This window comes from Mycobacterium sp. (assembly GCF_044370595.1).
In the GTDB taxonomy this organism is placed as follows: Bacteria; Actinomycetota; Actinomycetes; order Mycobacteriales; family Mycobacteriaceae; genus Mycobacterium.
The window spans coordinates 18,728-33,496 of sequence record NZ_JBILVF010000025.1; the positions used below are offsets into that span (position 1 = coordinate 18,728).

The window sequence follows — 14,769 nt, forward strand, 5'->3', positions numbered from 1 at the left end:
ATTCGAACACTAGTTCGATGGTCTGACAGAAAGGTCAGGGACGAGCCCCAACCCGCTGATTCAGCGACCGCGCAGCCATGATCAGACTGAACACGATGACGGTGCCGACCACCGAGACACCAACCCGCACCGGAAGTGCGTCTGCCGACAGGATCGGCGGGTTAACCAACGCCGAATCCGGTTTCGGCGGCATCAGCGACGGATCCGGCTCGATCAGGGTGCCGATCGTGGTGCCGGGAGCGGTGGCGAAGCCGTAATCCAGCAGGCGCGCGGCCTGCTCCCAGGGCGCGATGGGGTCCCGGGTGCCGCGCAGCAGGACCGCCACCAGTCGGCGGCCGTCCCGGTTGGCCGCGCCGACGAAGGTCTGCCGGGCGTCGTCGGTGTAGCCGGTCTTGCCGCCCAGGGCGCCCGGGTAGTTGTAGAGCAGCTTGACGTCGTTTTCCACCGGGTAGGGATTGCCCGCGAAGTCGGGGAATTGGTACTCGCGGGTGGCCGCGATGTCGGCGAACACCGGGTTCTTGAATGCATAGCGGTAGAACAAGCCGATGTCGTAGGCCGAGGTGCTCATACCCGGTCCGTCCAGCCCGGACGGGGTGGCCACCCGGGTGTCCCGGGCGCCCAACTTGGCCGCGAGCGTGTTGAGCTTCTCCAGCGTCGTGTCCATCCCGCCCATCGCCCCGGCCAGCGCGCGGGCGGCATCGTTGCCGGAGTACATCAGCAGACCGTGCAACAGATCGTCGACGGTGTAGCGGCCGCCGGGCTTGACCCCCACCTTGGTGCCCTCGGCGTCGGCGTCCTCCTGGGTGCCGCCGATGATCTGGTTCAGTGCAAGCTCGTCGATGGCCTGCATCGCGGTCAACACCTTGATGAGGCTGGCCGGCCGATGCCGGCCGTGGGGGTCCCGGGCGGCGATGACATCACCGGAATCCAGGTCGGCGACCAGCCACGCTTCGGCCGAGATGTCGGCGGGCACCGGCGGAGTACCGGCGCCGACGATCACCCCGCATCCGCTGAGCGCCTCGCCGCCCACCGGGGTGGCCGGCACCGGCAGGGGCTGCGGCGGGTCGCCGGCCTTGGGCACCTCCGAAGAGTCCACCGCCGGCGGAGTGGACACCTTGTACGGGCAGCTGTTGGGATCCGGAACAGGCGCGGGTTCGGCCCAGGCTGGCGCCGGGGCACCCATCATCAGCAGCGTCGCCGCGATCGCGGCAGCGCGCCGCACCCTGGTCAACGTCGCCATGGGATTGCAGGCTAAGCGATGCGGGCCGCGAATCCGGGGAGCCGCGCTGTTACGCATGTGGCTATTGGAACAATTGTTACTCTGCTGCGCTCTGGGGGAGTCGGTTCTGGGGAGTCGCGCAATGCGCCACGGCCGGGTAGCCGATGCTGCCCATCCACAGGCGGCCGCGATGCTCGACGAGTCCGGTGACCACGCCGAAGTCCGGATGATTCATCCGCAGGCCGGCCACCGCCGCGCCGGTGTCGGGGTCGAAGGCCACCGCCCACACCGTCGGTTCGATCTGCGGTTGGAGCCGCTCCGGAAGCCGCCAGATCAGTTTGCGCAGCAATGGCGGGCGGGGCGCCAGGAAGTCCGCCGCGGCGTTGAGGGGGGTCACCATGGCGCACCAGATCCGGCCGTCGGCGCCGGTGGAGAGGTTGTCCGGCATGGCCGGCAGGTGCTGCGCCAGCGGTGTCACGGTGCCCGCCTGCGGCCCGCGCAGCCAGTACTTCGACAGCCGGCGGCCCTGGGTCTCGGCGAACACCAGAGCCGAACCGTCGACGGTGGGGGTCAGGCCGTTGGCGAAGTACAGATTGTCCAGCACCTGCTCGACGTGTCCGTCCGGATCCCTTCGGAACAGCCCGCCGTCACCGCGGGCCTCGAAGATCGCCCCCTTGAAGTGGGCGAAGGTGAACTTCGCGGTGGACTGGGTGAAATAGATTGTGCCGTCGGGAAGTTCGACGACGTTGGAGCAAAACGTCAACGGTGTGAAGTTCACCTGTTCGACGAGGACCTCGGTGTGACCGGTGGCCCGGTCCATCGCCAGCAGTCCGCCCGGGCTCGCGCAGATCAGCAACCGGCCGTCGCGGGCCACCGTCATGCCCAGCGGCCGTCCGGCGGTGAGTGTGCCGATCACCTCAACCGAGCCGGCCGGGTCGATCCGCACGATCCGGCCGTCGATCAGCCCGGCCCAGAGCATGCCGTCGTCGTCGGCAACAATGTCCTCCGGAGCGTCGCCGGGCATCGGCACGACGGTCAGATCAACCGGACCGAACTCCGGTATCGACCGCACCGGAGGCGGCTGCCACCGCACCGGGTCGATGTGCGGTTTGCGGCCTGCTCCCGAATCGGCCGCGCTCACAGCAGTCGAGTGGCCTCGGTGAGCACCCGGTGCAGGATCTCGTAGATCTCGTCGAACTCGTCCGGGCCGCTGATCAGCGGGGGAGCCAGTTGCACCACCGGGTCGCCGCGGTCGTCGGCGCGGCAGTACAGGCCGGCCTCGAACAGCGCCGCGGAGAGGAATCCGCGCAGCAGCCGTTCGCTCTCGTCGGAGTTGAAGGTCTCCCGGCTGTTCTTGTCCTTGACCAACTCGATGCCGTAGAAGAAACCCTCGCCGCGGACGTCGCCGACGATAGGCAGTTCCAGCAGCCGCTCCAGGGTGGCCCGAAAGATCGGGGCATTGGCCTTGACGTGTTCGTTGATCTTCTCGCGTTCGAAGATGTCGAGATTGGCCAGCGAGGCCGCCGCGGAGACCGGATGCCCGCCGAAGGTGTAGCCGTGCCCGAACATGGTCTTGCCGTCGTTGAACGGTTCGAACAGGCGGTCACTGGCGATCATCGCGCCGATCGGGGAGTATCCGGAGCTCATTCCCTTGGCGCAGGTGATGATGTCGGGCACGTAGCCGAAATCCCCGAGTTCGCTGCTGCAGGCGAACATCGAACCGATGCGGCCGAAGGCGCAGATCGTCTCATCGGAGACCAGCAGCACGTCGTACTCGTCGCAGATCTCCCTGACCCGGTCGAAGTATCCCGGTGGGGGCGGGAAGCAGCCGCCGGCGTTCTGCACCGGTTCCAGGAACACCGCCGCGACGGTGTCCGGGCCCTCGAACTCGATGGCCTCGGCGATCCGGTCCGCGCAGTAACGGCCCCACGCTTTGATGTCGGTGTTGTACGGCTCGGGCGCCCGGTAGAAGTTGGTGTTGGGAACCCGGAAACCGCCCGGGGTCAGCGGCTCGAACGGCTTTTTGAAGTCGGGCAGGCCGGTGATGGCCAGCGCGCCCTGCGGGGTGCCGTGGTAGGCGATGGCGCGCGAGATCACCTTGAACTTGCCCGGTTTGCCGGTGAGCTTGTAGAACTGCTTGGCCAGCTTCCACGCGCTCTCCACGGCCTCCCCGCCGCCGGTGGTGAAGAACACCCGGTTGAGGTCGGCGGGCGCGTAGTTGGCCAGACGCTCGGCCAATTCGATCGCCGACGGGGTGGCGTAGGACCAGAGCGGGAAGAATTCCAGCGTCTCGGCCTGCTTGGCGGCCGCCTCGGCGATCTCCCGGCGGCCGTGGCCGACCTGCACCACGAACAATCCGGACAGCCCGTCGAAGTAGCGCTTGCCGTAGCTGTCCCAGATGTGGACGCCCTCGCCGCGGGTGATGATGGGCGGCGTCATCCCGTGCCCGTGCCGGGCGAAATGACCCCACAGGTGCCGGTCGGCTTTGGCGCCTAGTTCGACAGTCAATTGATGCTCAGCAGAAAGCGTCATCGCGTACCCCAGTTGTATTGTTGTTTAACGAGCTTCAGGTAAACCAACGTCTCGGTGGACATCACTCCGGGTACCGACCGGATCTCGGTGTTGAGCAGGTCGAGCAGTTCGGCGTCGTCGGAGCACACCACCTCGACGATGGCGTCAAAGGTGCCGGCGGTCAGCACCACGTAATCCACCGAATCCAACTCCGCCAACCGCACCGCGACCTTGGTGGCGTCACCCTGGCAGCGGACGCCGATCAGGGCCTGCCGGGAGAAGCCCAGTTGCATCGGATCGGTGACCGCGACGATCTGCATCACCCCGGCATCGATCAGCCGCTGAACCCGCTGCCGTACCGCGGCCTCGGAGAGTCCCACGGCCTTGCCGATGCCGGCATAGGACCGCCGCCCGTCCTGCTGCAGTTTTTCGATGATGGCCTTCGACATCTCGTCGAGTTGTACCGGTCCGCTGGGGTTGGGACCGACGGCGAGTAAGTCACGCATTCCTAGATTGTGCACGGAATCCGTTGTTTGGAGCAATCGAAGCGACGAAATGCGTAGCATTGGCGCGTGATCGCCAGCAGTTGGATCGACGGTACCCCAGTCACCACCTCGGGCGGCCGTCATGAGGTCATCAATCCCGCCACCGGCGATGTCGTCGCCCAACTGGCGCTGGCCACCCCGGCCGACGTGGACATCGCCGTCGCCGCAGCGCGGTCTGCGCTGCCGGGTTGGTCGGCGGCGACCCCCGCGGAACGCTCGGCAGTGTTGTTCAAGCTCGCCGAACTACTCGAGGAGCGCGTCGCCGAGATCGTCGCCGAGGAGGTCAGCCAGACCGGGAAACCAGTGCGCCTGGCGACCGAATTCGATGTGCCGGGCAGCATCGACAACATCGCGTTCTTCGCCGGGGCGGCCCGCCATCTCGAGGGTAAGGCCACCGCCGAGTACTCCGCCGACCACACCTCGTGGATCCGGCGCGAGGCGGTCGGGGTGGTCGGCACCATCACGCCGTGGAACTATCCGTTGCAGATGGCGGTCTGGAAGGTCATCCCCGCACTGGCCGCCGGATGTTCGGTGGTCATCAAACCGGCCGAACTCACCCCGCTGACCACTCTGACTCTGGCCCGGTTGGCTGCCGAGGCAGGTCTGCCCGCGGGCGTACTCAACGTTGTCACCGGGGCCGGCGGCGATGCCGGCCAGGCTCTGGCCGGGCATCCGGGCGTGGACGTGGTCACCTTCACCGGGTCCACCGCGGTCGGCCGCACGGTGATGGCCGCCGCCGCAGGTCACGGACATCGCACACAACTGGAACTGGGCGGCAAGGCGCCGTTCGTGGTGTTCGACGACGCCGACCTCGACGCCGCCGTACACGGCGCGGTGGCCGGCGCGCTGATCAACTCCGGGCAGGACTGCACCGCGGCCACCCGCGCCATCGTCGCTGGAAATCTCTACGACGATTTCGTCGCCGGGGTGGCCGAACTGATGGGCAAGGTCGTCGTCGGTGACCCGCAGGACCCCGACACCGACCTCGGCCCGCTGATCTCGTTCGCCCACCGCGCCAGGGTGGCCGGGATCGTCGACCGGGCACCGGGCCAGGGCGCCCGGGTCGTCGCCGGCGGCACGGCGCCCGACCTGCCCGGGGCCTACTATCTGCCGACCCTGCTGGCCGACGTCACCGAGGAGTCCGAGGCCTATCGCGACGAGATCTTCGGCCCGGTTCTGACCGTCCGCCGCCACGACGGCGACGACGACGCGTTGCGTCAGGCCAACGACACCGACTACGGATTGGCCGCCTCGGCGTGGACCCGTGACATCTACCGCGCCCAGCGAGCGTCCCGGGAGATCAAGGCCGGCTGTGTGTGGATCAACGATCACATCCCGATCATCAGTGAGATGCCGCACGGTGGACTGGGCGCCTCCGGTTTCGGCAAGGACATGTCCGACTACTCCTTCGAGGAGTACCTCACCATCAAGCATGTCATGAGCGATATCACCGGTGTCCCCGAAAAAGTCTGGCACCGAACGATTTTCAAACTTCGCTGAGCCGTGCGGGCTGGCCGCGGTTCACCGTGCGCTACGAGAACATCAGCGCGCGCTTGACCTCTTGGATGGCCTTGGTCACCTCGATGCCGCGCGGGCAGGCGTCGGTGCAGTTGAACGTTGTGCGGCAGCGCCAGACGCCGTCGACGTCGTTGAGGATCTCCAGACGCTCGGCGGCGCCCTCGTCGCGGCTGTCGAAGATGAACCGGTGGGCGTTGACGATCGCGGCAGGCCCGAAGTAGCTGCCCTCGTTCCAGAACACCGGGCAACTGGTGGTGCAGCAGGCGCACAGGATGCACTTGGTGGTGTCGTCGTAGCGCTCGCGGTCTTTCTGGCTTTGGATGCGCTCCCGATCCGGCGGGTTGCCGCTGGTGATCAGATAGGGCTTCACCCGGCGGTAGGCGTCGAAGAAGGGCTCCATGTCGACGATGAGGTCCTTCTCCACCGGCAGCCCGCGGATCGGTTCGATGGTGATCGTCAGCGGCTTGCCCTCCTTGGGCGCGGAGCCTGCGGAGCGACCACGGGCAGGAGCGGGCAGCAGGTCTCGCATCAGGACCTTGCAGGCCAGCCGGTTGACCCCGTTGATGCGCATGGCATCCGAGCCGCACACGCCGTGGGCGCACGAGCGACGGAAGGTCAGTGTCCCGTCGAGGTAGTTCTTGACGTACATCAGCAGATTGAGCAGACGGTCGCTGGGCAGGCACGGCACCCGGAAGCTCTGCCACCCGGCGGAGTCGGCGAACCGGTCGGGGTTCTCCGGATCGAAGCGGGCGATCTTGAGGGTGACCATCACCGAGCCCGGTGGGACGGGAGCAGCAGCTGTCATGGTTAGTACTTCCGCTCCATCGGCTCGTAACGGGTCTGCACTACCGGCTTGTAGTCCAGCCGGATATCGCTGAGCAGTTCGGCGCCCTCTTTATAGGCCATGGTGTGACGCATGTAGTTGGTGTCGTCACGGTCGGGGTAGTCCTCGCGGGCGTGACCGCCGCGGGATTCCTTGCGGTTGAGCGCGCTGGCCACGGTGACCTCGGCCAACTCCAGCAGAAAGCCGAGTTCGATGGCCTCCAGCAGATCGCTGTTGAAGCGCTTCCCCTTATCGTGCACCGAGATGTGGGCGTAGCGCTCTTTGAGGGTGTGGATGTCGGTGAGCGCCTGCTTGAGGGTCTCCTCGGTGCGGAACACCGCGGCGTTGTTGTCCATCGACTGCTGCAACTCGCTGCGGATGTCGGCCACCCGCTCCTCGCCGTGGTCGGACAGGATGCCGGCCACCCAGTCCACCACCATCGCGGCGGGCTCGGGAGGCAGGTCGACGTGCGGATTGCCCATGGCGTAGTAGGAGGCGGCCAGGCCCGCCCGGCGGCCGAAGACGTTGATGTCGAGCAGCGAGTTGGTGCCGAGCCGGTTGGCGCCGTGCACCGACACGCAGGCGCACTCGCCGGCGGCGTACAGCCCCGGCACCACGTGGGTGTTGTCGCGTAGGACTTCGCCGATCACCGTGGTCGGAATGCCACCCATCACGTAGTGGCAGGTCGGGTAGACCGGGACGAGTTCCTTGACCGGGTCGACGCCGAGGTAGGTGCGGGAGAACTCGGTGATGTCGGGGAGTTTGGCCTCCAGCACATCCTCGCCAAGGTGGCGGACGTCGATGTAGACGTAGTCCTTGTGCGGGCCCGCGCCGCGGCCTTCCAGCACCTCGAGAACCATGGACCGGGCGACGATGTCGCGCGGGGCCAGGTCGACGATCGTGGGCGCGTAGCGTTCCATGAACCGCTCGCCCTCACCGTTGAGCAGCCGGCCGCCCTCGCCCCGGACCGCCTCGGAGATCAGGATGCCCAAGCCGGCCAGTCCGGTCGGGTGGAACTGGTGGAACTCCATGTCCTCCAAGGGAAGTCCCTTGCGGAAGACGATGCCCAGGCCGTCCCCGGTCAGCGTGTGGGCGTTGGAGGTGGTCTTGTACATCCGGCCCGAGCCGCCGGTGGCCAACACGATCGACTTGGCCCGGAACACGTGGATGTCGCCGGTCGCCAGCTCGTAGGCCACCACCCCGGTGGCGACCGGACCGCGCGGCGTCTCGGTGAGCACCAGATCCAGGGCATAGAACTCGTTGAAGAACTGGACGTCGTGTTTGACGCAGTTCTGGTAGAGCGTCTGCAGGATCATGTGTCCGGTGCGGTCGGCGGCATAACAGGCCCGCCGAACCGGTGCCTTGCCGTGATCGCGGGTGTGGCCGCCGAACCGCCGCTGGTCGATCCGTCCCTCCGGTGTGCGGTTGAACGGCATGCCCATCTTCTCGAGGTCGAGAACGGCGTCGATGGCTTCCTTGCACATGATCTCCACGGCGTCCTGGTCGGCGAGATAGTCGCCGCCTTTGACGGTGTCGAAGGTGTGCCACTCCCAGTTGTCCTCTTCGACGTTGGCCAGTGCGGCGCACATACCGCCCTGGGCCGCGCCGGTGTGGCTGCGGGTGGGATAGAGCTTGGTCAGGACGGCGGTGCGGCAGCGCTGCCCGGCTTCCACGGCGGCGCGCATCCCGGCACCGCCGGCTCCGACGATGACGACGTCGTACTTGTGCTCCTGAATCATTCGGGCGGTCCCTCCGAGTTTGCTATGCGATGTTCGGATCGAAGGTCAACAGGGTGTAGGTCCCGACCACCAGAATCAGCAGCATCGAAACCGCCAGAGTCGTGTTGAGCCAGAACCGGGTGGACTCTTTGCGGGCGTAGTCGGCGATGATCGTGCGCATCCCGTTGCCGCCGTGCAGTTGGGCGAGCCAGAGCATCATCAGGTCCCAGATCTGCCAGAACGGCGAGGCCCAGCGTTGGGCCACGTAGTTGAAGTCGATCCGGTAGACGCCGTTCTCCATGATCAGGCCGATGAACAGGTGTCCGACGACCAGGAACAACAGCACGACTCCGGAGAACCGCATGAACAGCCACGCGTACTTCTCGAAGTTCGGCATGCCGGTCCGCCGGCGCGGTGAGCGCGGGTTGTCCAGGCTGGCCGGGCGGTCGTGGTCCCGTTCCCGCACGGGTGCGACGGGGCGGGTCACAGGAATCGCTCCGCCATGTGCGATCCGATGACGACAGTGGCCGCGGTCATGGTTACCAGCCAAATCCCGGCCACCGCCCACAGCATCTGGCGTTGGTAGCGGGGGCCTTGCCACCAGAAGTCGATGAGGATCACCCGAAGTCCGTTCAGGCCGTGGTAGAGCACACAGGCGACCAGGCCGAGTTCCATCAGGCCGATGATGGGCGTTTTGTAGGTCTCGACGACCTCGTTGTACGCCTGCGGGCTGACCCGTACCAGCGCGGTGTCCAAGACGTGGACGAACAAGAAGAAGAACACCGTCGCCCCGGTGATGCGGTGCAGTACCCACGACCACATGGCCGGGTCGCCCCGGTAGAGAGTCCGTCGCCGCGTTCTGCTCAGCGTTACGCTCATTGGCCCTCCAAACTCGATTCAGGTGGACTCTAACTCTGTTTGTACTGCCAAATGGGTGACGTGGAGATTACAGCCGTCGCACTGCGGGGTCCGGGCGGCCACGGGGAATGCAGAAACCCGGTATGACAAGGCGATACAGGCCGGCGAGCAACGGCGTGACTTAGGGCACAATGAGGTTCACAAGGAGGATGATGAGTACGCCGTTGACCTTGGAGAACATCCGGCACGCGCCCAAGGCGCTGCTCCACGATCACCTTGACGGCGGTTTGCGACCGGCCACGGTCATCGAGTTGGCCGGGCAGGTGGGCTACGACGGGCTGCCGAGTACCGACGAAGCGGGGTTGGCGGACTGGTTTCGGACCGCGGCCCACAGTGGCTCGCTGGTGCGCTATCTGGAGCCCTTCGCCCATACCGTCGCGGTGATGCAGACTCCCGAGGCGCTGCACCGGGTCGCCCGTGAGTGTGTGGAGGACCTGGCGTTCGACAACGTGGTGTACGCCGAGATCCGGTTCGCCCCCGAATTGCATCTGGGCGGCGGACTTTCCCTCGATGAGGTGGTCGAGGCGGTGCTGGCCGGATTCGCCGAAGGGGAACAGGCCGCCGCCGCCGGCGGCCGCGGCATCGTGGTGCGCACCCTGGTGACCGCCATGCGGCACGCTGCGCGCTCCCGTGACATCGCCGAGTTGGCGATCCGGTTCCGGGACAAAGGTGTCGTGGGTTTCGACATCGCCGGCGCCGAGGCGGGCTATCCACCGGCGCGGCACCTCGACGCTTTCGAGTACATGCGGGCCAACAATGCCCGGTTCACCATCCACGCCGGAGAGGCCTTCGGCATCCCGTCCATTCACGAGGCCCTGGCATTCTGCGGCGCGGACCGCCTGGGGCACGGGGTACGCATCGTCGACGACATCGAGGAGTTCGCCGACGGCACCGCGCGCCTTGGCCGGCTGGCCTCCCTCGTCCGCGATAAGCGCATTCCGCTGGAGATGTGCCCGACCAGCAACGTGCAGACCGGTGCGGTGGCCAGCATCGAGAGACACCCGTTCGACCTATTGGCCCGGCTGCGTTTCCGTGTCACGGTCAACACCGACAACCGGTTGATGAGCGACACCACGATGAGCCGGGAGATGTTGCGCCTCGTCGAGACCTTCGGCTACGGCTGGAGTGACCTGGCGCGGTTCACCATCAATGCGATGAAGTCGGCCTTCATCCATTTCGACGAGCGGTTGGCCATCATCGACGAGGTGATCAAACCGCGGTATGCGGTACTTGTCGGCTGACGCGACCGCAGTTAAAGCCGACGGATTCTTTGAGAACGACTCGACATTTGCCAGAGCTTCACTCGACCGCATAAATTCGAAACCAGGAAACCCGAAACCCAAGGGGGGTGATGGTGGCTGACCCCGCGGTCCAGACTCGGCCTGAGCAACCGGCGCGTCAGGCCGCCGCAGACCAGTTGGCGTCTTTGCTGAAAGAGGTCGCCGACAGTCTGGCGGCCGGCGGAAAGCGGCCCAAGCGGGTTCTCTTCGGCCGCGGCGGCGCCGGCTTCATCAAACGCCGGTCTCCGAAGGGGTTCGTCCTGGAACCGGCCGCCCCCCAGTTGCTACTGCCCGACGGCCGTCTCTGGCAGTACCACACCCGACTGGGCATAGTGGGCACCTACTACGACGCCCGGGTTGACCACATCCGCTCCATGCACGGCTCGATCCCCATGGGGAAAGCGCGATTCAGCTTTCTGGGGGCCGTGGTGCACAAATACAACTTCGGCTACCGCCATGGCGGCGACTGGTCGGACTCTGACACCGCGGATTACGAGTTGGGGGCGATCATCGCCAAGGGCGGCTCGCCGGAGTACGTCAGTGCCGCCGACGCGCTCGCGGAGATCGTCAAGTCGCTCTGACGCTCGGTGCTACTCGCGCCGCAGTCGCGACTCGGTGAAGCTCTCCAGTTCCTCCCACTCGGCCACCGCCTGGGCGGGAGATCCGCCGGGCCGCGGGTTCGTACCGGGATCCAGGGTGTAGTTCACGAATTTGCCGAGTGCGGTGTCCGGCGCCAACAGTCGGTCGATGGTGTCGTCCTCGGAGTAGTCGCCGACGTCGCGGATGAACTCCACCGCCAAGGCGAGTTGGTCGCGGTCCAGCGCCTCGGGGCCGTCGGCGATATCGTCGACGAGTCCGCTGAGCACATACACGTTGTCCTCGGTGACGTCGACCCGCAGCGAACCGTCCGTCGCGGCGGTGCGGATGTCGTCGTAGGTGCTCAGATCGGCCAGGTCGTGATCGTGCTCGTCGGCCAGGTACCGCGCCAGGGCCCGCTCAGAGCCGAACACGCTGATACGTCCATTGCGACCCAGGAAAATCGGCTTGTTGTCCAAGTAGCACCGCAGGGTGTAGAGGGTGCCGTTGCTGGTCATCACCCGGACCGGGTCGATACCCACCTGTTCCCAGAACCTCGCGTCGCCGCCGAGAATCACCGATCCGCCGCGCGGGATGATCCCCGCGACGGTGTCCTGATCGGCGTCGCCCAACGCCGCCACGGTGTCGGCGGCGAAATCCTCGTCGCCGGCGAGGTCCCCGTCTAAGTCCCCGTCGAGGTCCCCGGCGGAGTCCTCGTAGGGCTGCTCCAACTCGGCGGCGGCTTCGGCAGCGACCTGCTGGTCGACCTCGGGTGTCGTGATGATCTCGTCGATTGCCGCCACGACGCCGTCCCAGCTGCGGCTGAAGATCTCACCGATAGCGCTCCAGCGTTTACGGCCGGCCCGGCCAGTGAACTGGTTGATCCCGCCGATGACCAGTCCAAGAGTCGGGTTGCCGTTGAAGAATCGCGTCACCGTCGGCAACTCGCACACCGACCCGATCGAGGACACCACCGCCAAGGTGTTTGCCAGTGCTTCCACCGACGCCTCGGTGGGCTTGCCGGCCAGCAACTCCTCAGCGCCGATCAGATCGGCATGCCGGTCTTCGGCGGGCTGCAGTCTGTGCGCGTTGGCGTTGGCAAGCCGCCCCCAGGCGGGGTGGTCGGCGAGGTCGTTGTCGGTGCTGGTCCGGACGAACGCGGCCAGGTCTGCCACCGATTCGAACGCGTAGAGGTCCTCGTCTCGGCCCAGGAGGCCCTCCCACTCGTCGCCTGCATCGCGCCAGCGGGGCGCCCATAGCGTGTAGAGGTCACCTGCGGAAACGCCGAGTCGAACCGGTATGAGCTGAGCAGCCATGCCGGACAGCCTAACGACCTACAGTTTGTGCCCATGGATGTGCGTGTCGTCGATCACCCGCTTGCCGCCGCACGACTGACCACGCTGCGTGACGAACGCACCGGCAATGCCGCGTTCCGAGCGGCGTTGCGTGATCTGACGCACATGCTCGTCTACGAGGCCACCCGCGACGCGCCGCGCGAAGGTATCGCCGTGCGCACCCCGCTGGCCGACACCATCGGTGCCCGGCTGGCCACCCCGCCACTGCTGGTTCCGGTCCTGCGTGCCGGGCTCGGCATGGTCGACCAGGCGCACGCCCTCATCCCGGAGGCGGGGGTGGGATTCGTCGGCATCGCCCGTGATGAGTCCAGCCACCTCCCGGTGCCGTATCTGGAGTCCCTGCCCGCCGATCTGCGCACCCAGCCCGTCATGGTGCTCGACCCCATGCTGGCCACCGGGGGTTCGATGGTCTACACCCTTGAATTGCTGGCCGCCCGCGGGGCGATCGACATCACCGTGGTCTGTGTGGTGTGCGCGCCGGAGGGTGTTGCGGCTCTGGAGAAGGCGGCCCCGCAGGTGCGGCTGTTCACCGCGGCCATTGACGACGGACTCAACGCTGACGCCTACATCGTGCCCGGACTGGGCGATGCCGGGGACCGTCAGTTCGGGCCGCGCTGACGGACGTTGGGCGGGGCCCATGCCGCCTGAGATACTGGCCCGATGCCCCTGGCCGACACCGCGGAGACGTGGCTGGCTGCGCACTACGACGATCTGGTCGCCTGGCGCCGTCACATCCACCGCCACCCTGAACTCGGCCGCCAGGAGTTCGGCACCACGCAATTCGTCGCCGACCGGCTGGTCGAGGCCGGGCTCAACCCCAAGGCGCTGCCCGGTGGCACCGGCTTGATCTGCGATTTCGGCCCCGAACATGCGCCCCGCATCGCACTGCGCGCGGATATGGACGCGCTGCCGATGGCCGAACGCACCGGTGCGTCCTACGCCTCGACGGTGCCCGGGGTGGCGCATGCCTGCGGCCATGACGCGCACACCGCGATACTTCTCGGTGCGGCCACCGCACTGGCCGCCGCGCCGGAATTGCCGATGGGTGTCCGGTTGATATTCCAGCCCGCCGAGGAGCTGATGCCCGGCGGTGCCCTGGACGCCATCGCGGCCGGCGCACTGGTGGGTGTTTCGCGAATCTTCGCACTGCACTGCGATCCCCGGCTGGCGGTGGGCCGGGTCGCGGTCGTCGCCGGGCCCATCACCTCGGCCGCGGACTCTGTTGAGATCACCCTGCACTCCCCGGGTGGGCACACCTCCCGGCCGCATCTGACCTCCGACCTGGTCTACGGGATGGGGACCGTCATCACCGGACTGCCCGGTGTGTTGTCCCGGCGTATCGACCCACGGCACGGCACCGTGATGGTGTGGGGTGCGGCCAATGCCGGGGTGGCGGCCAACGCCATCCCGCAGATCGGCACGCTGGCCGGTACGGTGCGAACCGCTAGTCGCGAGACCTGGCTGGAGATGGAAGCCCTTGTCCAGGAAATAGTTTCGGGTTTGCTCGCCCCGCTGGGAATCGAGCATTCCCTGCAGTACCGGCGCGGGGTGCCGCCGGTGGTCAACGAGGAGCGCAGCACTCAGATCATGACCCACGCCATCGAAGCGGTCGGCCCGGACGCGTTGGCCGATACCCGCCAGTCCGGCGGTGGTGAAGACTTCTCCTGGTACCTCGAGGATGTACCGGGTGCGATGGCCCGCCTCGGTGTCTGGAGCGGCGAGGGGCAGCAGTTGGATCTGCACCAGCCGACGTTCGATTTGGATGAACGTGCGCTGGCTGTCGGGGTGCGGGTGCTGGTCAACATCATCGAGCAGTCGGCGGCGTTCGAGTGAAGCTTCTGGTGACCGGAGGCGCCGGCTACGTCGGCAGCGTGTGCGCGAAAGTCCTTCTCGAACAGGGTCATCAGGTCGTGGTCATCGACGATCTGTCCACCGGCAACGCCGACGCGGTGCCCCTCGGTGCGGATTTCGTCAAGGGCGACATGGTGTCCGTCGCCGCCGACCTGCTGCCCGGCGGATCCTTCGACGGCGTCCTGCACTTCGCGGCCAAATCCTTGGTCGGAGAGTCGGTCGACGTCCCGGAGAAGTACTGGTATGGCAACGTGGTGGCGACCCTGGATCTGCTGGAGGTGATGCGCACCGCGCGCACGCCGCGCCTGGTCTTCTCCTCCACGGCGGCCACCTACGGCGAACCGGAGTCGGTTCCTATCACCGAGGACGCCCCGACCCGGCCGACCAACCCCTACGGGGCGACCAAACTGGCGATCGACCACGCGATCACGTCCTATGCCGCGGCGCACGGCCTG

General features: G+C 66.9%; 15 protein-coding genes. 6 read left to right on the top strand and 9 right to left on the bottom strand.

Annotated elements, in window-relative coordinates:
- Positions 1-34: 34 nt before the first annotated feature.
- The 4 genes from ADBZ5N_RS05785 to ADBZ5N_RS05800 form a co-directional block, all read right to left on the bottom strand.
- Positions 35-1,240, bottom strand: a complete 1,206-nt coding sequence (locus ADBZ5N_RS05785; RefSeq protein WP_526256530.1) for a D-alanyl-D-alanine carboxypeptidase family protein — start codon at positions 1,238-1,240, stop codon at positions 35-37.
- Positions 1,241-1,316: 76 nt separating this feature from the next.
- Entirely contained in the window at positions 1,317-2,360 is a 1,044-nt protein-coding gene (locus ADBZ5N_RS05790; RefSeq protein ID WP_526256531.1) for an SMP-30/gluconolactonase/LRE family protein, read from the bottom strand.
- Positions 2,357-3,751, bottom strand: a complete 1,395-nt coding sequence (locus ADBZ5N_RS05795) for an aspartate aminotransferase family protein (protein ID WP_526256532.1) — start codon at positions 3,749-3,751, stop codon at positions 2,357-2,359. Before ADBZ5N_RS05795 ends, ADBZ5N_RS05790 begins: the two co-directional genes overlap by 4 nt.
- A complete protein-coding gene (locus ADBZ5N_RS05800; RefSeq protein WP_526256533.1) occupies positions 3,748-4,236 on the bottom strand; it encodes an Lrp/AsnC family transcriptional regulator in 489 nt (162 codons plus the stop codon). The genes ADBZ5N_RS05795 and ADBZ5N_RS05800 overlap by 4 nt, the downstream gene beginning before the upstream one ends.
- Positions 4,237-4,305: 69 nt before the next feature.
- Here ADBZ5N_RS05800 and ADBZ5N_RS05805 point away from each other — a divergent pair, with 69 nt between their 5' ends.
- Positions 4,306-5,775 carry an aminobutyraldehyde dehydrogenase gene (locus ADBZ5N_RS05805; RefSeq protein WP_526256544.1) on the top strand — a complete coding sequence of 490 codons (1,470 nt, stop codon included), beginning with the start codon at positions 4,306-4,308 and terminating at the stop codon, positions 5,773-5,775.
- A gap of 31 nt (positions 5,776-5,806) precedes the next feature.
- On the opposite strand, the gene ADBZ5N_RS05810 is transcribed toward ADBZ5N_RS05805, so the two are convergent.
- The 4 genes from ADBZ5N_RS05810 to sdhC are packed head-to-tail and all read right to left on the bottom strand — an operon-like array spanning position 5,807 to position 9,156.
- Positions 5,807-6,598 carry a succinate dehydrogenase/fumarate reductase iron-sulfur subunit gene (locus ADBZ5N_RS05810; RefSeq protein WP_526256534.1) on the bottom strand — a complete coding sequence of 264 codons (792 nt, stop codon included), beginning with the start codon at positions 6,596-6,598 and terminating at the stop codon, positions 5,807-5,809.
- 2 nt (positions 6,599-6,600) lie between these two features.
- On the bottom strand, positions 6,601-8,355 hold the full coding sequence (gene sdhA / locus ADBZ5N_RS05815; RefSeq protein ID WP_526256535.1) for a succinate dehydrogenase flavoprotein subunit: 1,755 nt from the start codon (positions 8,353-8,355) through the stop codon (positions 6,601-6,603).
- A gap of 22 nt (positions 8,356-8,377) precedes the next feature.
- Positions 8,378-8,821, bottom strand: coding sequence for a succinate dehydrogenase hydrophobic membrane anchor subunit (locus ADBZ5N_RS05820; RefSeq protein ID WP_526256536.1), 444 nt, complete (start codon positions 8,819-8,821; stop codon positions 8,378-8,380).
- Positions 8,818-9,156, bottom strand: a complete 339-nt coding sequence (sdhC, locus tag ADBZ5N_RS05825; RefSeq protein ID WP_526256545.1) for a succinate dehydrogenase, cytochrome b556 subunit — start codon at positions 9,154-9,156, stop codon at positions 8,818-8,820. Before sdhC ends, ADBZ5N_RS05820 begins: the two co-directional genes overlap by 4 nt.
- Before the next feature lie 248 nt (positions 9,157-9,404).
- Here sdhC and ADBZ5N_RS05830 point away from each other — a divergent pair, with 248 nt between their 5' ends.
- Together ADBZ5N_RS05830 and ADBZ5N_RS05835 are read left to right on the top strand one after the other, a co-directional pair.
- The gene (locus ADBZ5N_RS05830; RefSeq protein ID WP_526256537.1) at positions 9,405-10,493 is read left to right on the top strand and encodes an adenosine deaminase; all 1,089 of its coding nucleotides are present in this window, start codon (positions 9,405-9,407) and stop codon (positions 10,491-10,493) included.
- Positions 10,494-10,606: 113 nt separating this feature from the next.
- On the top strand, positions 10,607-11,113 hold the full coding sequence (locus tag ADBZ5N_RS05835) for a hypothetical protein (RefSeq protein ID WP_526256538.1): 507 nt from the start codon (positions 10,607-10,609) through the stop codon (positions 11,111-11,113).
- Positions 11,114-11,122: 9 nt separating this feature from the next.
- Here ADBZ5N_RS05835 and ADBZ5N_RS05840 read toward each other — a convergent pair whose 3' ends face one another.
- Positions 11,123-12,424 carry a SatS C-terminal domain-containing protein gene (locus ADBZ5N_RS05840; RefSeq protein ID WP_526256539.1) on the bottom strand — a complete coding sequence of 434 codons (1,302 nt, stop codon included), beginning with the start codon at positions 12,422-12,424 and terminating at the stop codon, positions 11,123-11,125.
- A gap of 33 nt (positions 12,425-12,457) precedes the next feature.
- On the opposite strand from ADBZ5N_RS05840, the gene upp reads away from it, so the two are divergent.
- From upp to ADBZ5N_RS05855, 3 genes are all read left to right on the top strand, one after another.
- A complete protein-coding gene (upp, locus tag ADBZ5N_RS05845; RefSeq protein WP_526256540.1) occupies positions 12,458-13,081 on the top strand; it encodes a uracil phosphoribosyltransferase in 624 nt (207 codons plus the stop codon).
- Between the two features lie 42 nt (positions 13,082-13,123).
- Entirely contained in the window at positions 13,124-14,296 is a 1,173-nt protein-coding gene (locus tag ADBZ5N_RS05850; RefSeq protein ID WP_526256541.1) for an amidohydrolase, read from the top strand.
- Positions 14,293-14,769: NAD-dependent epimerase/dehydratase family protein (locus ADBZ5N_RS05855; protein WP_526256542.1), on the top strand; the 477-nt coding region annotated here is incomplete at its 3' end. The genes ADBZ5N_RS05850 and ADBZ5N_RS05855, both read left to right, overlap by 4 nt.